At 47.3% G+C, this 20,246-nt stretch carries 11 protein-coding genes; 3 read left to right on the plus strand and 8 right to left on the minus strand.

Annotated features, from left to right (window positions below; all coding sequences use genetic code 11):
* Positions 1 to 17 precede the first annotated feature (17 nt).
* From B5Z18_RS19960 to B5Z18_RS19995, 8 genes are all read right to left on the minus strand, one after another.
* The gene (locus B5Z18_RS19960; RefSeq protein ID WP_079471259.1) at positions 18 to 2,426 is read right to left on the minus strand and encodes an ABC transporter permease; all 2,409 of its coding nucleotides are present in this window, start codon (positions 2,424 to 2,426) and stop codon (positions 18 to 20) included.
* Between the two features lie 11 nt (positions 2,427 to 2,437).
* On the minus strand, positions 2,438 to 4,780 hold the full coding sequence (locus tag B5Z18_RS19965; protein ID WP_159454366.1) for an ABC transporter permease: 2,343 nt from the start codon (positions 4,778 to 4,780) through the stop codon (positions 2,438 to 2,440).
* 58 nt (positions 4,781 to 4,838) lie between these two features.
* Positions 4,839 to 7,235 (minus strand): ABC transporter permease, encoded by a 2,397-nt coding sequence (locus B5Z18_RS19970; protein WP_079471261.1) that lies wholly within the window; start codon positions 7,233 to 7,235, stop codon positions 4,839 to 4,841.
* Between the two features lie 152 nt (positions 7,236 to 7,387).
* Positions 7,388 to 9,775 carry an ABC transporter permease gene (locus B5Z18_RS19975; RefSeq protein ID WP_079471262.1) on the minus strand — a complete coding sequence of 796 codons (2,388 nt, stop codon included), beginning with the start codon at positions 9,773 to 9,775 and terminating at the stop codon, positions 7,388 to 7,390.
* 4 nt (positions 9,776 to 9,779) lie between these two features.
* A complete protein-coding gene (locus B5Z18_RS19980; protein WP_079471263.1) occupies positions 9,780 to 12,137 on the minus strand; it encodes an ABC transporter permease in 2,358 nt (785 codons plus the stop codon).
* Positions 12,138 to 12,139: 2 nt separating this feature from the next.
* Positions 12,140 to 14,551, minus strand: a complete 2,412-nt coding sequence (locus B5Z18_RS19985; RefSeq protein ID WP_079471265.1) for an ABC transporter permease — start codon at positions 14,549 to 14,551, stop codon at positions 12,140 to 12,142.
* A 27-nt stretch (positions 14,552 to 14,578) separates the two neighbouring features.
* Positions 14,579 to 15,268 carry an ABC transporter ATP-binding protein gene (locus B5Z18_RS19990; RefSeq protein WP_079471266.1) on the minus strand — a complete coding sequence of 230 codons (690 nt, stop codon included), beginning with the start codon at positions 15,266 to 15,268 and terminating at the stop codon, positions 14,579 to 14,581.
* A 47-nt stretch (positions 15,269 to 15,315) separates the two neighbouring features.
* Entirely contained in the window at positions 15,316 to 16,563 is a 1,248-nt protein-coding gene (locus B5Z18_RS19995; RefSeq protein WP_079471267.1) for an efflux RND transporter periplasmic adaptor subunit, read from the minus strand.
* A 216-nt stretch (positions 16,564 to 16,779) separates the two neighbouring features.
* On the opposite strand from B5Z18_RS19995, the gene B5Z18_RS20000 reads away from it, so the two are divergent.
* The 3 genes from B5Z18_RS20000 to B5Z18_RS20010 are packed head-to-tail and all read left to right on the plus strand — an operon-like array spanning position 16,780 to position 20,238.
* Entirely contained in the window at positions 16,780 to 18,129 is a 1,350-nt protein-coding gene (locus tag B5Z18_RS20000; RefSeq protein WP_079471268.1) for a sigma-54-dependent transcriptional regulator, read from the plus strand.
* Between the two features lie 56 nt (positions 18,130 to 18,185).
* The gene (locus B5Z18_RS20005; protein ID WP_079471269.1) at positions 18,186 to 19,526 is read left to right on the plus strand and encodes a sensor histidine kinase; all 1,341 of its coding nucleotides are present in this window, start codon (positions 18,186 to 18,188) and stop codon (positions 19,524 to 19,526) included.
* A 37-nt stretch (positions 19,527 to 19,563) separates the two neighbouring features.
* Positions 19,564 to 20,238 carry a lysoplasmalogenase gene (locus B5Z18_RS20010; RefSeq protein WP_079471270.1) on the plus strand — a complete coding sequence of 225 codons (675 nt, stop codon included), beginning with the start codon at positions 19,564 to 19,566 and terminating at the stop codon, positions 20,236 to 20,238.
* Positions 20,239 to 20,246 lie beyond the last annotated feature (8 nt).

A 20,246-nucleotide genomic window follows, 5' to 3' on the forward strand; every position in this document is an offset into this window, starting at 1 on the left:
AAAAGTAGCTGCTCCGGTTATTCAGATTTTAGTGCGTTGACCGGGTTACTCAAAGCCGCCCGGATCGTTTTTATACTCATAGTAGCCAATGCCAGTATAGCCATTAGTCCACCGCCGGCGGCAAACACCCACCAGCTGAGCGGCGTGCGGTAAGCATAGGACGACAACCAATGCTGCATGGCCCACCACGACAACGGAATAGCCAATACGAAAGCAATACCTACCAGCTTCATAAAGTCGCTGGTGAGCAGGGTCACCATCTGCCATACGGAAGCGCCCAATACCTTCCGGATACCAATTTCCCGGGTGCGCTGGTTAGTGGTAAAAATAACCAACCCCAATAACCCCAGGGCGCTGATAAAGAATGCCAGTCCCGCGCACCAGTTTAAGAGCTGCCCTGTACGTCGTTCTTCTTCATATAAAGCTTCTATACTTTTATCAAGAAAATTATAGCTGAAGGTTTCCCGTGGGTACACTTCCTTCCAGGCTTTCTCCATCTTTTCAAGTGCGTGCTTCCAGACGATACTGTTTTCGCCGGGCGCCCGCAAAAGCACGTGCATGTTGCGGTGTTGTCTTGATGCATCACTGGCGATGGCTAGTGCGGGTATTTCCTTACGGGTGCTGCTGGTGTAAAAGTTTTTTACCACGCCCACTACCGGGTGGTTCTGCACAATCTCTCCGATCACATCCTGCGGATTACGGAATCCCAGCGCAGTTACCGCCTTTTCATTTAACACCCATTCCGCAATAGTATCGCTGGTACGCAGGTTTCTGCCCGCCACAAATTTCAGGTCATACAGTTTTGCATAGGCACTATCGCCATACCGGATCTCCACATTCTTGTTAATCTCTTTATCTCCTTTATGATACCGGAAGGTACTGCTTATAAAGCCCCTGAATAAAGGCGGCATTCCTCCCTGGCTTACCATCGCAATTTCCGGAATGGCCGACCATTTTTCCTGAAGGGTGTTACGCTGACTGGCGCCATCGCCGCGAAAAGGAGTACGTACCGTTACCACGGCATCTTTCCGGAAACCGGGATCGCGGCTCAGCGAAAAGTGCACCTGTTTGCTCACGATGATGGTAGCTATGATAAACACCTGCGCTACTACGAACTGCGAAACCGTTAAGGTTTTACGCAGCCATAATTTTCCTGCGGCCGACTGCACCTGTGTTTTTAATACCGCTACCGGCTCAAACCTGGCCAGTACCATTGCCGGGTAAATACCTGCCAGCAGCGTAATGGCGATACACAGTCCGGCCAGGAACAGCGCCGTTTGCCAGCTGTACAGGGCCATCGCCGTTAAACCAACTGGTAAAAAAGAGTGGAATGCCACTATCAGCAAAGGCGTGACCAATGCAGACAGGATGCATGCCAGCAAAGTAAGCAGTAATGTTTCACTGAGGAACTGGGTGATCAGCTGCGGGAAACTGCTTCCCAGCGATTTGCGGATACCCGTTTCCCTGGCCCTGCGGGCGGCCTGGGCGGTAGTAAGATTTATAAAATTGATCCCCGCCAGCAGCAACAACGCCAATGCTACGCCACCCAGCGCATATAACCGGGTTAAGCTGGCCGGCCGGCCCTGTGCCGTATAATCTTTATTGAAATGAATATCGCGCAGCGCCTGCAAATGCAGGGTGGTTTTGGTATAATCATCTACCCGGTGCTCATCTTTCAGTTTTGTGAGCTGCGCAGTTACTTTCGGTACATTGGCCGATGCGTTTAGTTTTACGAGTAGCTGTGAACTGGCATTCACACTATTCCACTGGTCGAGGCTATACATTTCTTTTAACCCGTTGCTCTGCAGCGTAGCCAGCGAAATGAATTCTTTGTTGGCAAAATCAGAGGGATATTGCAGGTCGGCCACTATTCCACTTACTGTTGTACGAATGGTATCGTCATAAATAATTTCCTTCCCCAGTACCGCTTCCGCGGGCAATCCCGGGAAATAGGCGGCCGCCTTGCCGGAGGTTAATACCACTTTAAATGGCTGCTGCAAAGAGGTTTCAGGAGATCCTGCCAACCACTGATGCGGGATAAGGCTGAAGTAATTTTTATCTGCATAAATAATATCCTTCCCGTTCTTAAAATCCTTTCCGTTAACAGTAATCCTGCCGGTGATGTCATTCTCAAAAAACGGCGCTACTGTTTCGGCGGCAGGAATATAATTTGCCACCATGCCCGCTACCGGCGCGGCAATGCCAGAATTTTTAATGATATCGCCGTTGAAATCAATTTCTGTCACCACCCGGTAAATATGGTCGCCATCCTTTTCAAACCGGTCGAAGCTGTTTTCATAATGTACCACCAGGTACACCATCAATGCCGCGCTGATGCCCACTACCAGCCCCATGATATTGATTATGGAGAAGGCTTTGTTGCGCCAGATGTTTCTGAAAGATACCAGTAGAAAATTCTTTAGCATGATACAAGTGTTTATTCTGATCTCAGACTTTTAACAGGGTTCATTAATGCTGCTTTTACCGACTGTAAACTCACCGTGAGCAAGGCTATTACAATAGCGATAGCACCTGCCAGCAGGAAAGTACCTGCATGTAAACGGGTATGGTAAGCAAAGCCTTCCAGCCATTGATGCATGGCATACCAGGCAAACGGGGACGCGATACAAAGCGATATCAGCACCAGCTTAATAAAATCTTTCGACAGCAAGGCCACCACACTGGTGGCGGATGCGCCCAATACCTTGCGGATGCCCACTTCGCGGGTACGTTGTTCTGCGGTAAACGCAGCCAGACCCAGTAAACCAAGACAGGAAACAAGGATAATAACGATAGAAAAGGTTGATAAAATGGTACCGGTTCTGAATTCCGATTTGTATAATCCGTTAAAGTCTTCGTCCATAAAATGATACGCGAAAGGCACTGCAGGCAGATAATCTTTCCAGATGCTTTCTATTCCCGCTATTACCTGTTGCTGGTTATCCCCGGAAGTTTTAACGAGAATTTCCCCAAACCATTCATATTCCGGGAAAACAACGATGGGTTCTATTTTGCTTTTCATAGAAGCAAAGTGAAAATCTTTCATCACGCCTTTAATTGTTCCGGCGCGGCCATTCATCACCATCCGCTTTCCTGTTGCGGTTTCGGCTGTCCAGCCCAGTTGCTTTACAGCGGTTTCGTTGAGAAAGAAGTGGTATACCCGGTCTTTATCTTCTTTTAAAACATCCTGTATATCTGCGTCGGTTAAGTTTGCGCCGGCCAGCAATGAAATCCCCATTGTTTGCAGGTAATCTTTCTCCACAGGGATAGCGGTAATATTCATGCTATAGTCCGCCGGTTTTCCTTCCAGGTTGCCAATCGTATATCCACCACCTACCGATACCGGTGAGTCGTAGGATGCGCTTACGTATTTTACACCTGATTGTTGCAACAGCCTGCCTTTAAACGTTTCCAGCATCTGCCGGTTAAAGTTTTCTCCCGACAGCACCAATACCTGCGATCTGTCCAGTCCTATTTTCTTATGCTGGATATATTTCAGCTGGCTGCCCACCACCAGTGTGCAGATAATAAAAAACACCGAAGCCGCAAACTGAAACACTACCAGGCTTTTACGGATGCTGCCGCCCGAACCATGCATCACCCTTCCCTTTAATACCTGTACCGGCCGGAAGCCCGACAGGAACAGGGCCGGATAGGTACCTGCAAAAAAAGTAGTACAAAGAAAAATACCAGCCAGCCATAGGTAGATGTGGTAGCTACCCAGTCCGAGCTTCAGGGTAGTACCGGCCATGTTGTTAAATGCCGGCAGCAGTACCAAAGCAATCATTATTCCCAGTACCATCGCGCAAAAGGAGATCAGCGTAGACTCTGCAATGAACTGCCAGAACAGCTGTCCGCGTACTGCGCCCAGGGCTTTCCTTACACCGATTTCGCGGCCTCTTTCCGCAGAACGGGCCGTGGCCAGGTTCATAAAATTGATGCATGCAATCAGCAACAACAACGCCGCGATGATGGTGAGAATATAATTATAGCGGATATCCCCGCCTGGTTCTGTTGAATTAAGGGAGATAGAATGGAGATGGATACCGGGTACAGATTCCGGCACAAAACCAAACGTAACGCCACTCCTGGTAGCATTGCCCATCTGTTCTTTTACCAGGTTGGTTAACCTGCCTTGCAGCGCGCTGGCAGTAGTGTTGCTTGCCAGTTGTATGTACGTATAATCATTCGCCGAATTCCAGGTATCGTTTTTACCCAGCGAAGCATAGCTGGCTATAAAGTCAAACTTCAGGTGGGTGTTCGCAGGAGGATCTATTGCCACACCGGTTACCTGGTATTCCTTTCTGTTATTAATCTTTAGCGTTTTACCAACTATATCAGTAGTTCCAAAGTACTTCCTGGCCATCGTTTCAGACAGCACTATCATATTAGGCCCGCTCAACACAGTAGCTGCATTTCCCGCTATCAGCGGGAAAGAAAACATGTTGAAAAAAGCGGGATCTGCGTAAAGAAAGCTATTCTCGTTCATTACCTTATCCCCGTAAGCCACTGTGGTAGCCAAAGGATAAACCCTAGAGATGTGTTTCACTTCCGGGAAATCTTTCATCACCGGCGCCAGTCCGCCCGGCGTGAGGGCGGTATGAGTCACCGGCTGGTCCTTTTCGCCATAGTCGAAACGGATACGGTACAACTCCGCCGCATGCGCGTGGAACTGATCATACGTCCATTCGTTCCGGAGGTACAGTGCGAGCAGTATGAAACAGGCAATGCCCGCAGAAAGCCCGGTGATATTGATCGCCGAATACAGCTTGCGTTTCATCAGATTTCTTACCGCTGTTTTCAAATAATTACGCCACATCATAGGTGATATTTTAACGTTAATCCCTGGTTAAACTGTTTACGGGGTTTGCCAGCGCAGCTTTCACCGACTGCAAACTCACGGTTAAAAAAGCAATGCATACCGCCAGCAGCCCTGCTACCCCGAATACCCACCAATGAATGGTGGTATGGTATTCAAACCCTTCCAGCCAGCGGTGCATGAAGTACCAGGCTGCCGGGGTGGCTATCAATACTGCCACAAGTACCAGGCGGAGAAAATCTTTCGACAACAACAACACAATACCACTCACAGATGCACCTAATACTTTACGGATACCAATTTCTTTTTTACGGTGCGCCATCACCAGCACGGCAATTGCAAATAATCCCATGCAGGAAATGATCACGGCGAGAACAGCGCCACTCATAAATATCTTTGAAAACCGTTGTTCCTGTCTGTATAACCGTTGTGCATTTTCATCGAGGAAAGAAGGATCGCTTTCTGCCAGTTCATTAATGCCTTTCCAGAGCGTAGTGATCTTTTTCAGTGAGGCTACCGGGTTGTGGGTTTCCACTTTTACGAAGATATAGTTCAGGGGAGCGTTCATGATCATTACCAGCGGATCAATTTTCTTGTGTAACGATTCAAAGTGATAATCCTTTACCATGCCAATCACATGTACCGGCGGCTCATCGTCGCTCATCCGGAAAGTTATGCCTACCGGGTCTGTTACGCCCAGTTGCTTCGCCATCAGTTCATTGATTACTACGGCACTGCTGTCTGTTCCATATTCCCGGGAGAAATCGCGGCCGGATAATATTTTGAGGTCCAGCGTTCTGGCGTAGTCGTAATCTACTGCGAGACATTGCGTGGAAACGTGGCGGTCTTTATACATGAAGCCCCGGGTCCAGTTACCGGAAGAGCCGTCTTTTCCCATGCCGAGGTTTAACATGCTGCCGCTCACGCTTCTTACCTCACCCATTTCGGCGAGCCTGTTTTTCATGGTAGTGATATCTGAAGGCGTGGCATTATCAAGCGGGATACTGATCACCTGGGAGGAATTATATCCTAACGGGGCCGACTGTATGAAATTAAGTTGTTGCCAGATGATGGAAGTACAACTGATCAGTACTACTGCCACCATAAACTGTACAACAATAAGCCCGTTGCGGACACCACTGCTTTTACCCATACCCAGCTTGCCTTTCAGCACCTGCAGGATATTGAGCCGCGCTACTTTCCAGGCCGGGTAACCACCCGCCAGTAACGTGATCAGGAAGAAGCCGGCAACAGTGCCGGTTACTACCCATATATTACGGAATACACTCAGCGCAATATGATGTCCGAACACCTGGTTGTAATAAGGCAGCAGGAGGATCATCAGACCCAGGCTCAGTACCAGCGCAAAGCAGCACAACAGGAACGCTTCTGCCCAGAACTGCAGCAGCAGCTGACCATTCTGCGCACCGAGGGATTTCCGCAAACCTATTTCACCACTGCGGGCAAAAGATCTGGCTATAGAGAGATTAATAAAGTTGATAGCGGCAATACCGATAATCAGCGTAGCAAGGATGATCATCAGCCAGGGATAAAATTTATTCAGGCCACTATAAAAAGAGCTGTCTGCGTCCAGGTGGAAATCTTTCAGCGGAAGTCCTTTCAGGTAAAATACGTTTTTAACGCCCCCTGCGTTTTTTTGCAGGTCTTCTATCTTCCCTTTATAATATTTGTTCACCACCACGTTCATATTTTTCTCGAAAGAAGTTTTACTAACGCCCGGTTCCAGCTGAACAAACAAAGGAAAATTTGATGCGCTCCAATCGTTTTTGGTGGTATTATATTCGGGTTCATTTTCAAACCGTGTGAGCAACTCGAAATACATCCCTGAGTTATCGGGAATATCGGCGGCTATTGCGCTTACAATGAAAGGCTGCCATTTACCATTCAGGTTCAGTTCCACAGTTTTGCCTACCCCATCGGTATCTTTAAACAGGATCCCCGAGGCGCGCTTTGTGAGCACTACCTGGTTTAGCTGCTGTAATGCACTATTCTTATCTCCCTTAATCACCGGGAAGGTAAACATCTTCAAAAAATCCTTGTCTACCATTTGCGCACCCAGGTAGTAATGATTGGCGCCATATCTTACCGGCACATTATACCCGGCTATAAACGTGATACCTTTTACGCCCGGCACCTCTTTCTGCAAAGCCACTGCCAGTGGTTTCGACATACTGGAACCTGTTTTCACCTGGCCGCCGGTGTCTTCAATACCAATCAGCTGGTATATATCTTTCCCATTCTCATGAAAATTATCGTAGGTCCATTCCCGGTATGCAGTAAGAGATAAAAGTAATGCGGCACACAATGCGGTACTCATTCCCACAATGTTAACGGCGGCGAACACTTTTTGTTTCCGCAAATTTCTCCAGGCAATCTTTAAGTAACTCTTTAACATACGGCTATATTTAAAGTGATAAAAAATAAAAGCAGGGCGTGTAGACACACACTCTGATTTGCTGTTCACTTGTTATTCTATCTTTAATGCGTTTACCGGGTTCCTGATAGCGGCTTTCACGGCAAATTTTATGTAATTGAATAGTAGCATAGTCAATCGTTTCTCAGGTTATCTGCCGGATTCACTTCAATAGCTCTCCAGGTTTGTGAAAAAATGGTGACCAGCGCCAGGAATACCAGGAATAAAAAGCTTCCCAGCATTGCCAAAATGCCCGTGCTTACCCGGTAAGCAAATATCTGCAGGAAAAGCAGGCTACTGATATATCCCAGTGGCAGGGCAATACATCCCGCTATAACGATTAACTTTATGTAGTTCTTAGACAAAAGCATTAACAGCCCCGCCGCACTGGCGCCCAGTACTTTGCGGATAGCGATTTCTTTTCTGCGGGTAAAAGAGGTATAGGCTACAATGCCCAGCAGTCCTAATGCAGCTATCAAAGTGGTAATGAACACCAGGAACCCCAGCATGGAAACCACTTCTCTTCCATCGCGGCTACCTAGCTGCTCATCCATCCATTCCGAGGTAAATATTTCCCCGGGATGCATAGCGGTCCATATTTTCTTCACGTCTGCTACCTGCTGTTCTTTATCTCCTTTCAGCATTGCTAACTGCAGCTGATGGAATTCGGCAGGCACAAAACGGATCGCCATCGGGCGGATATTTACTTCTATCGGCTGGAAGTTGAAATCTTTTACTACGCCAATGATACTTACAGGCAGGGAATCGGACAGGAACAAGGTTCTTCCGATAGCGTCTGCAGGAGATTTTATACCCATTACGCTGACCGCCTTTTCGTTGATAATAATATATTGTTCTTTTTCAGCAGAAGCGGATTCGGGGAAAGTAGTGCCAGCCATCAATCTCAGGTGCATTACTTTGAGGAAGTCCACATCCCCGGCGTAGTAACCAAATTCCATTCTATCCTTGCTCTCACCAGTGCGGATAACGCAAAAGTTACAATGTCTTGGCATTCCTAATGTTCCGGAACTGGCAGTGGCTGTTCCCACATCCTTCAATTGCAGCATCCGCTCCTTCATCCGTTGGAAATCCGCGTCCGCCAGCGGTACATTCAGGATATCTTTACGATAGAAGCCCATGTCCTTAATGGCTTTATAATGGAATTGCCGATACACTGTTACCAGGAAGATAATGGCGGTTAACGACAGGGAAAACTGGATGACGATGAGTGTTTTCCTTAATCCCAGTCCGCCAAACAGTTTAATATCGATGAGGTTCTTTAATACCTTAGCCGGCTGAAAAGCAGATAGGGCCCATGCGGGAATAGCGCCTGCCACTATACCAATGACGATGCTGAACAAAAGGAATAGCATAAGCAACCGGGGCTCCAGCAGATTGTTGTCGGGAACCGGTAATCCCCTGAAATGTGTGGCTTGCATCAGCAGCAGTAATAAAACCGCCATGATCAGCGACAGTATACACATGATCACAGATTCCGTAATAAACTGTAAAAATATCTGCCAGCGTTGCGCGCCATTTACTTTCCGCACGCCTACTTCTTTGGCCCGCTGTAAAGAACGCACAATGGATAAATTGGTGTAGTTAAAACAGGCGCAGATAATCAGGCCCAGTGCCACGCCTATTTCCGCCAATATTTTGCCCCAGGGCGGCGTACCGCCGATGTCGTCCACCAGCTCCTGCGATGGGGTGATTTTGCTGAGCGCCTGTGGCTCAAAGGCCATGCTGCCCTGTCCTTTCTGTACCAGTCCGTCGTAACGGTGGGCCTGGTCTTTCAGGGCAGATTCCAATGCCGATAACTTTTCGCCGCGGCGCATCACCACATAGGTATAGCTGCTCTGTACCTGGTCCCAGTTATTCAGTTTATCCGGCAATACTTTACTTTGTTCCAGTGAAGGCACAGACGACATCGCGGCAAAGGCTTCGTAATCGATATGTGATTTGGAGGGTGCAGGTTCCATTACCCCGCTAACGATAAAGCTACCAAAGCGATCAAACTGGATTACTTTTCCCATCGGATCATTGGTGCCGAAAAAGCGTTGGGCCGTTTCTGCCGTAAGGACTATGCTGTTGGGAGTAACTAACGCGGTGCGGGGATCACCTGCGGCCAGTTTAAAGCCAAACACCTCAAAAAAGGAGGGCGTGGCAAATGTCCCGCTGATATAGATCTTCTTCTTATCTATTTTTCCTTCTCCGTTCAAAACACCGTATAAAGTAGCCTCATTTTCAACGGCAGCATAATTATTTTTCAACGCCGCTCCCATTGGCAAAGGCACACTGGCCATATGATATTTTCTTCCATCCGGCGTTTGCGCATGGGTAGTGATTCTCCAGGTACGCGAAGCAGCAGGATGAAAATTATCGTAACTGAAATTTTCCCTGACGGAGATCAATACGATCAGGCATACCGTCATACTCACCGCCAGCCCGGCGATGTTGATAAAGGTAAACAACCTTTGCCGCTGCAGATTTCTGAATGCTATGACGATATAACGCTTGAACATAAAATTATTCGGCTTTTAAAGATTTTACAGGATTGGCCATAGCGGCCTTCACCGACTGGAAACTTACCGTTGCCAGCGCTATCACCACTGCCAGCACACCGGCAATGATAAAGATCCAGGCAGATAAATTTGTATGATACGCAAACCCGGATAACCAGTTATTCATCATGTACCAGCTGATAGGCGTGGCCAGTAAGATACCAATGATCACCAGGGTCAGGAATTCTTTTGAAAGCAAACGGGTAACGTTCATTACAGAAGCGCCCAAAACTTTGCGGATACCAATTTCCTTTTTGCGCTGCTCGGCAGTAAAAACGGATAATCCGAATAACCCCAGGCAGGAAATCAGGACCGCTACCACCGCAAATACCTGCGCCAGTTTACGCAACATCGTTTCCGACCTGTACATATTGTCAAACGTTTCATCAAGGAAATGATAATCTACCGGGTAGCCGGCGTTCAGTGTGGTGAACACTTTTTCCACAGCGGCCACCTGGCCGGATACCTCTCCCTTTGCGAGGCGGATCATCATATAACCGTTATCCTTCGGTTCCAGCATCATCACCATCGATGAAATATTTTCCCGCATAGAAGCAAAATGATAATCCTTTACCACGCCGATAATTGTTCCTTTTCCTTTCCAGAAACTGATTTGTTTTCCTAATGGATGTTTCATGCCCATTACACGGGCAGCTGTTTCATTGATGATATAAGCAGCGGAGTCTGAAGCAAAATCACGGGAGAAATCGCGGCCTTCCTTCATCGTCATTCCCATAGTGGAAACATAATCGTATCCTACCTGTTGCGGCGCGGTATTCACAATCAGCTTATCGGGTTTTCCTTCCCAGCCCAGGTCGGCACTTGTGCCCTCAATAGACAGTGGCAGGAAACTGTTATAGGTAAACGACTTTACCTGCGGCAGCTGTGCCAGCGATTGCTCAATAGCGTTCTGGTTAGCAGAAAAGCCTTCATCCAGCTCTATATACATTACATTTTCCTTGTCAACCCCCAGGTTACGGTGGTAGATATACTGCATCTGGTTGTAGATCACTACGCTGCTCACAATAAAAATGAAAGAGAGTACAAACTGCAGCACCACCAGGTTTTTCCGGAACAGGGAAGCGCCGCTGCCGCTGCTCAGGTCACCTTTCAATACCTTCACCGGCAGGAAACGCGACAATACAAAAGCAGGGTAACTGCCGGCCAGCAAGCCGGTCACCAGTATTACACCCAGTATCCCTAACAGGTATTTAAGGGTAACAGGCAACGTAAACGTGATATGTTTGCCTGTAAAGTTATTGAACGCCGGCATCAGCAGGTATACTATTGCTGCCGCAGTAACGGCTGCAATAGCGCACATCAGGATTGCTTCCCCGGTAAACTGCAGCATCAGTGAAAGCCTGGAGGCACCCATTGATTTACGTACACCTACTTCCCGGGCTCTTTTGGAAGCCTGTGCGGTGGAAAGGTTCATGAAGTTGATACAGGCTATAGCCAGTACAATAAGCGCCGTAATAAAAAACAAACGCACATATTCAATTCTTCCACCGGCTACTTTTCCATTTTCATATTTTTCATGCAGATAGATGTCCCGGAAAGGTTGCAGCCATATTTCGTTCTTATTGCCGGGGTTAAGTTTAGCGTAGTGTTGCTGCATCTTTGCAGTGAGACGGGAAATATCCGTACCGGGTTTTATCACCATGTAATTATAAATGCTATAACTACCTGGTTTCAGCAGCCAGGGATCTTGCTGCAGGGTAAGCGCAAAGGGCAGGATAAAGTCAAACTGAATGGATGACGCAGCGGGTACATCTTTCACGATAGCCGTTACCTGTAATGCACTGTTCTTTTCCACGTTAATGATCTTTCCTACCAGATCGGTGGTACCGTAATATTTTTTTGCAAATGATTCAGTCAGTACAATGGATTTGGGTTGCGTCAGCGCGGAATGTTTATCTCCGGCTACTACCGGAAAATCCATCTCTTCCAGCAGGTTAGACGTGGCGTATATATAATTTTTTTCCAGGCCGGTTTTCTGCGCGGTTTTAAACAACATATTGCTATAAGTCGTGCGCACTTTCACGTTCGCCGTTATCTCCGGGAAATTATCTTTCAGATCATCTGCCAGTACAACAGGTGTAGCCGTCATGGTACGTATACCGCCCCAGTCTACATTTGCCTGCAGCCGGTAAATATTCTTCCCGTTTGAATGGAACTTATCAATACTGTATTCATCCAGTACCCAGCAGAGGATAAACATGCACACCGCCATGCCAAAGGCCAGCCCCGCGATATTCACGGCAGCGAAAAACCGGCTTCTTTTCAGACTCCTCCAGGCAATGCGGAAATAGTTCTTAATCATGTTTATTCAGATCTAAGTGATTTAACCGGATTCATTAATGCCGCTCTTACAGATTGCAAGCTGACGGTACACAATGCTATCAGCACTACCACAACGGCAGTGAGTAAAAACACCCACCACTCAACGTGTACCCGGAAAGCAAAGTTCTGCAGCCATTTTTCCATACCGTACCAGGCTATGGGAGAAGCAATGCAGATACCTATCAAAACCAGTTTGAGAAAGTCTTTCGATAACAACAATGAAATATTGGCAACAGAAGCACCCAGCACTTTGCGGATGCCGATCTCTTTGGTACGCTGCCGGGAAATGAGCATAGACAATCCCAGCAGGCCCATACAGGCTATAAAGATGGCGAGGCCGGAGAAGATACCGAATAATTTGCCCAGTGTACGTTCAGAGGCATACTTCGACTGTATATCAGCTTCCACAAAGGTGAAATTAAATGGTACATCCGGGACGATGCTGTTCCATGCGGCTTCCACGCGTTTTAATATCGCCTTCTGATCGCCGGCGGCAAGCCGCAGTGTAATGATAGCTACCTCTTCCTGCCTTACCATGTAAATGATAGGATCTACCGCCGATTGCAGCGAGCGGAGGTTAAAATCTTCCACCACTCCTATAATGGTGCCGTGCCTGCTCATATAGCCTGGTCGCCATTCAATCCGTTTACCCACGGCATCATCTTTAAATCCAAACTGCCGTGCGGCGGCCTGGTTTATGATATAGGCATCAGACGAATCAGTGGCCAGCGCCGGGTTAAAATCACGTCCGGATACCAGCTTGATACCGGTTGTTTTAAGCAGGTCAAAATCCGATTGAATGATCCCCGCTACGAAACCTTCTTTATCATCTTCACCCTCACGTACTACCGGGTTATTGTTAAACACGCCACTGCCCATTAAAAAGTTATGCATGGAAGCCTGCTGCACACCCGACTGATTTAAGAAAGAAGATTTCAGCAGTGCAACTTTAGCGCTGCCATCCACGCCGGACAGGTATATATTTACAAGGTGTTCTTTGTCGAATCCGAGGTTCTTTGTTTGCCAGTAGCGGAGCTGGGAAAATACCACCACCGTGGAAATGATCAGCGCCACGGCTACCGCAAATTGCGCTACCACCAATCCACGACGTATCAGCACGCGGGAACCGGAAGTAATAAAATTGCCTTTCAATACGCGTACCGGTATTAAACCAGACAGGTAAAGCGCAGGATAGCTGCCGGCTACCAGGCCAACAACCAGTACCAGCAATAATAAACCAGCATATAAAAAACTATCTGCGGAAGAAAGTAATAACAGTTCTTTACCGGTAATGGTATTAAACAGCGGCATTACCAGCCCTACCAGCAAAATAGCCAGCACAAAAGAAATGATACTGATCACCAGTGATTCTGTGAGAAATTGCATGACAAGGCTCTTTCTTTCAGCGCCCAGCACTTTACGTAATCCTACTTCCTTTGCTCTTTCATGGGCCCGTGCAGTGGTGAGGTTCATAAAGTTGATACAGGCAATCAGGATCAGAAAAACGGCTATAGCAATGTATAACCAGATCAACGGGGAATTATCCACTCCTTTGTCGCCTTCCGGGTGCAGGTGTACATTTTGAACGGGTTGTAATTCCAGCGCAAACTGTATATTATGCCGCTTCAATATTCCACCAATATGAGTGGATACAAAAGTTTTTAATTCTTTGGTGAGTTTATCAGGATCTGTATGATCGGCCAGCTGCACATAGGTAACATTGTTGCCGAACATGAACCACTGGTTTTCCACGTCGTTTCCCGTTTTTAATCCTTCTTTAAGCATTGTGGAAAACGACATGATCATCGTCATGCGAAGATCTGTATTAGCCGGAAAGTCCTTTGCCACGCCGGTTACCGCGCAGCTGTAGCCATTCCCTACCTTTATCAGTTTACCAATGGGCGATTCATTTCCGAAGTATTTTTTTGCAGCAGATTCGGTTAATACAATGGAATAAGGTTCTTTTAAAACAGTAGCAGGATTCCCTTCCAGCAAAGGAAAATTGAATACCCGGAAGAAAGGCTCATCGGCAAAGGCCGTATTTTCTTCCCAGATTCTTTTATCTCCCGCAGTATAAAGCGTGTTCCCCGGTGCGAAAATGCGCACGGATTCTTTTATACTGCTGATATCTTTTTTCAGATTGGGGCCAATGGGAAACTGGGTAGCGGCGCCGTACTCTGTGTTACCGGTTGGGCGGGTGCTTTGAGTTGTAACGCGATAAAGGTTATCCGTATTACGGTGGAACCTGTCAAAACCCAGCTCATCGCGCACATACAGCGTAATCAGTATACAACAGGCCATGCCCACAGCCAGCCCGGAGATGTTGATCACCGTGATGAACTTATGGCGCTGCAAATGGCGGACAGCAATTTTGAAATAGTTCCGAAACATCATGATGTGGTTTTAGAATGGCGGAAAAAATCACACATGAAACTGCTCCTTGATATTCTCTGTCACCACGCGTCCATCAAACAGGTTGATAATACGGTGTGCAAATCCGGCATCATATGGGGAGTGCGTTACCATGATCAGGGTGGTACCGGAGTTGTTCAGCTCCTGCAACAACTTCATTACTTCTTCCCCGTTGGTAGAATCCAGGTTACCGGTGGGCTCATCCGCCAGTATCAGGTTGGGCTTGGCTACCACGGCGCGGGCAATGGCTACCCTTTGTTGCTGACCACCGGACAGCTGCTGCGGGAAGTGGTTGCGGCGGTGCATAATGTTCATGCGTTCCAGCACTTCTTCTACCTTCACTTTTCTTTCAGCGGCGGGAACTTTCAGATAGAGCAGAGGCAATTCCACATTCTCGAAAACGGTCAGCTCATCAATGAGGTTAAAGCTCTGGAACACGAAACCAATGGAACCTTTGCGAAGCTGTGCTCTTTGTCTTTCACTCATACGCGCTACTTCCTTATCCCAGAAGTGATACTCGCCATCGCTGGGGTTATCCAGCAGACCCAATATGTTCAGCAAAGTGGATTTGCCGCAACCGGAGGGCCCCATGATCGCCACAAATTCTCCATCCTGCACTTCCATGTTAATACCATTGAGAGCAGTGGTTTCTACCTCTTCTGTTGTAAACAGCTTCTGTAAGTTAACAGTGCGTATCATAAGTGTTATTTATTTTAAATGCTAGTTTATATAAAAAAATGGATGAACTAAAAGGATAAAACATCTTTGTTACCGAAATTCTCATAAGAGGAAGTGATCACCTGGTCGCCTGGCTGCAGGCCTTCCAGTACTTCAAAATATAGCGGATTTTTGCGGCCCAGCGAAATATTACGTTTTACTGCGCGGTTGCCGCTTTTATCCACTACATATACCCAGTTACCACCGGTGTCGGAGAAAAATCCGCCGAGCGGTAAAAGGATGGCTTCTGCGGACTTACCCAATACAAGGCGGATAGGAGAGGATTGTCCACGGCGGATGCCTTCCGGCGTATTTTTTTCAAAGGTCATATCGGCCTGGAAACGGCCGCTTTTTACTTCGGGATATACCTTTGTAACCAGCATTTCGTAAGATTTACCATCGAACTCAAAGGTGGCTTTCAACCCGGCAAATACCTGTGAAACATAGTGTTCGTCTATATCGGCGCGTAATTTAAATCCGTTCAGGTCATCGATCTGGCCAATATTCTGGCCGGCGGTGATGCTGGAACCAACTTCCACGTCGATGGAAGAGAGCTGTCCGGATACCGGGGCGCGAACAATCAGGCTGTTCAGGTTTTCCCGCATCAGGTCCAGGTTGCGCTGGGTTCTGGCCAGGGTGCCCTCCAGCTGGGTAATCTGCATTTTGGCATTGTCCTGCTGGTATTTCTGGGATTGCAGCTGGATATCTTTCTGACGCAGGAGTCCTTCCAGTTCAAATTTGTTTTTGTTGAACTCCTGGCGGGCAACGATCTTCTCCTCTACCAGTTGTTTGTTCCGGTCGTACAGATCCTGTGCAGCGGCTATTTTAGCGTCAATATCTGAAATGGTTTGCTGCATGGTAAATTCCTGCTGGCGGATACTCAGACGGGTATTCTGCAGTTCGTTGCGTAAACGGTAGATTTCTGTTTCATGGTTTACAAAGTCCATCATCATGTGCTGGTTATCCAGCCGCAGGATAGAATCGCCTTCCTTTACCATACTACCTCCATCCAGGTACTTACGGCTTACATATCCGCCTTCAATGGCATCCAGGCGGATGGTTTTCAGGGGCATTACCACAGCGGTAACGGCAATATATACATCAAAGGTTCCTTTCTTTACTGTAGAGATAGTGATCTTGTCCTTTTCTACATTCAGGGTGGCCCGGTGATCCGCAAAAAGCAATGTATACAACAGCAGCATTGCTACTGCCGCGCCACCACCTATCATCAGGATGCGCTTTTTATTCCAAAACTTCTTTTCTAATTTTCTGTCCATGTTTTTTAGCGAAAAGTTTGCTGACCGGAGAAAGTCAATCCACATGCCAAAGCTGAAAACCGCTTACCAGCAACGTTTTCAGGGAAAAATGGTTTAAAAAAACGTCCTTTGCCGGACAAGCGGTGTCCATAATCGGACACTTTTAAAAGTTCCTGAAATTAGCTGTGGGTTTGAAAGAATCTTTGTTTAATATTGTCACCTATTCACCATTCGCATATGACTACCATGCAACCAGGAAAGATTTTAATTGTTGATGATGATGTAGATGTTTTACGTGCAGCCCGCCTGTTACTTAAAAGACATTTCGAACAGGTTGATTTTGAGAAGAATCCGCAAAAAATACCCTATCTCGTATCCAACTTCGATTACGATGTAATCCTGTTGGATATGAACTTTACGCGCGACCTGAGCAGCGGAAAAGAAGGCTTTGAATGGCTCGATCGGATCCTGGATATAAAACCGGAAACGGCCGTTGTATTATTCACTGCTTATGGCGACGTGGAAATGGCGGTAAGGGCTATCAAGGCCGGTGCAGTTGATTTTGTGCTCAAACCCTGGGAAAACGAAAAGCTTCTTGCCACTATTCAAACAGCCTACAACAAACGTGCAGCCCAACAGGATAAACCACCTGCTGCGGTACATCATCCCGGCAACCAGGTAATCGGTAAAAGCCCCGGTATGCTCGCCGTATTTGATACCGTATCCAAAGTAGCCGCCACGGATGCCAATATCCTCATCCTCGGTGAAAACGGTACCGGTAAAGATATGCTGGCCCGCCAGATACATGCACAGTCGAACCGGAGCAGCAAACCCTTCGTAAGCGTAGACCTCGGCGCCATCAGCGAAACCCTCTTTGAAAGTGAGCTGTTCGGCCACGTAAAAGGCGCCTTCACCGATGCCCGCGAAGACCGCGCCGGCCGCTTTGAAGAAGCCAACGGCGGCACCATCTTCCTGGACGAAATAGGAAACATTTCCATCCCCTTCCAGGCAAAACTGCTTACTGTACTGCAAAACAGGTCGGTTACAAAAGTAGGTTCCAATAAAAGTATACCCATCGACGTTAGACTGATCTGCGCCACCAACCGCAACATCTCGCACATGGCTGCGCAACACCTGTTCAGACAGGATCTGCTCTATCGTATCAATACCATCGAAATACACCTGCCGCCACTGCGTGAACGCGTGGAAGATATCATCCCGCTGGCAGAACATTTCCTGCAGCTGTACCGCGATAAATATAAACGCCCGGTAAACAGCATGCACGAATCACTCATCACCCAGCTGCAGCGGTACGACTGGCCCGGCAATATCCGCGAACTGCAACATGCACTGGAAAGAGCCGTGATTCTCTCACAGGGAAAAACACTCCAGCCCAAAGATGTGTTTGTGAAAAGTAACAACAATGCCGATCAGGCAATGGACACCGGCTATAACCTGGAAGAAATGGAACGCAACATCATTTCCCAGGCGATGAAAAAATGCAACGGCAACATCACCGAAGCTGCCAAAGAACTGGGACTTAGCAGGGCCGCCCTTTACAGAAGACTGGAAAAATATAACATATAGCCGTTGGCTTTCAGCGGTTAAATAATCACTGAAAGCCAATAGCTAAAAGCGCTCCAATGAATCGTTTCAGCATTAATATCAGCTTACGGGTTATCCTGCTGGCCGCCACGCTCACAGCCGCTATCTGGCTGTTCATGCACAGTATGCAGCCACTCACATTCCTGCTGATCCCGCTGGTATTAATACAGCTGTACGGTATCTATCATTACCTCAACCGGATTAACCGTAAACTCACCCTGTTCCTCGAGTCTATCCGCTACGAAGATTTCTCCATCCGCTTCAGCGCCGACAATAAACTCGGTAAAAGTTTCAGTATGCTCAACCACCAGTTCAACGAAGTACTGGAGGCCTTCCGGCAAACCCGGGCAGAGAAAGAAGCTAACCTGAAATATATCGATACCATTGTGCAGCACATCAGCATTGGAGTATTATCATTTGATGCAGAAGGCAAAATAGAACTCATTAACCCCGCGGCATTCCGCCTGATGGGCATCTACCGGCTGCGTAATATCCATGAGCTGAAAACAGTTCATCCGGGCCTGTCGGAATTGCTGATGGAATTGTCGTCGGGCAATAAAACACTGTATGCCACAAGGCAGGAACAACAACTGTCTATTCACGCTGCTACCGTACGTTTGCAGGGACGGCTCATCAAACTTATTTCCATCCAGAATATCCATTCGGAACTGCAGAAAAAAGAACTGGAAGCATGGCAAAACCTTACCAAAATATTGCGCCATGAAATCATGAATTCTGTAACGCCCATTGTATCGCTGATTGGTACCATGCAGGAAATTGTGGACCTGGATATAGCTCCCGGCGCACAACACCAGGAAGGAATCTCCGACTTACGTGAAGCCCTGCAAACAGTAGAAAGCCGCAGCAAAGGCATCATGAACTTTGTAAATGCCTACCGCGATTATACCACCCTGCCGCAACCCCAGTTTACTACGGTTAATGTAAGAACTCTGGTAAACTCCGTGAGCAGCCTGTTCCAGGCAGATATGAAGCAGGCAGGCATCCGGTTCTCCGTAGAAACAGACGCCGAAAATATGGAGACCCATGCGGATATATCGCAGTTGCAAATGGTGTTGATCAACCTTGTCAAAAACGCAATGGATGCACTGGAACATACGCCGGAAGCGACCATCAGCATGAAGCTGTATCTTAACAACATCCAGCAGATATGCATTGAAATTACAGACAACGGCCCTGGTATTGATAAAGACGCCATGAACAAAATATTCATCCCTTTCTTTACTACCAAGAAGAAAGGGTCCGGCATTGGTTTGAGCCTGTCTCAACAAATCATACAAATGCATGGCGGACAGCTGAAAGTGATCAGTCCGGGCATTAACGGTAATGGCACTACGTTTTATATCCTGTTAAATACTTAGCAGAAATATTTGTAAATTACTGATACAATCCCTTTCCATGTTCCGCCCAAAGCATTTGGTTATTTACTTTCTTGTACTATTGGCTGATATCCTGTTGATTGCCTTTGGCAGGGAGGAATACCGGTATGCCACCAAGCCGCTGCTGATGATTTTACTGGCGGTGTATGTGTTGTATACCAATGTAAAAATGCCCCGTTCATTCCGTATCTTTTTATTGCTGGCATTATTCTTTTCTTCCCTGGGAGATGACCTGCTGTTGTTTGAAAACCTTTTCCTGCCGGGCCTCGGCAGCTTTTTCATTGCACAGGTGATGTATTGTGTCTTCTTCCTGAAAATAAGATACAGCAATCTGCCGGTACCGCTGTGCCGGTATCCGTACATATTCCTCAACGCTGTTGTCATTATCCTGTTTATTCTTTTCCTCCTGCCCTACCTGGGCAGTTTAGCCGTACCCGTTATCGCGTATTCAATCACCCTTTTCTTCCTGGTACAATGCGTACTGCATGCCTTTCATTTCCGGCGGCAACCTACCGGCTGGTATTCCCTGGCTGGCGCTATATTATTTGTGATTTCAGATGCCATGATAGCAGTGGGCAAATTCTATCATCCGTTTCCAGGTGGCAATATCCTGGTGATGCTCACCTATGGTTTTGCGCAATGGGGACTGGTATATGGCAGTACGGAGTACTTCCGGGTAAAAATTAGCCGGTAATTCTTACT

It is taken from the genome of Chitinophaga ginsengisegetis, from assembly GCF_900168065.1.
GTDB lineage: Bacteria > Bacteroidota > Bacteroidia > Chitinophagales > Chitinophagaceae > Chitinophaga > Chitinophaga ginsengisegetis.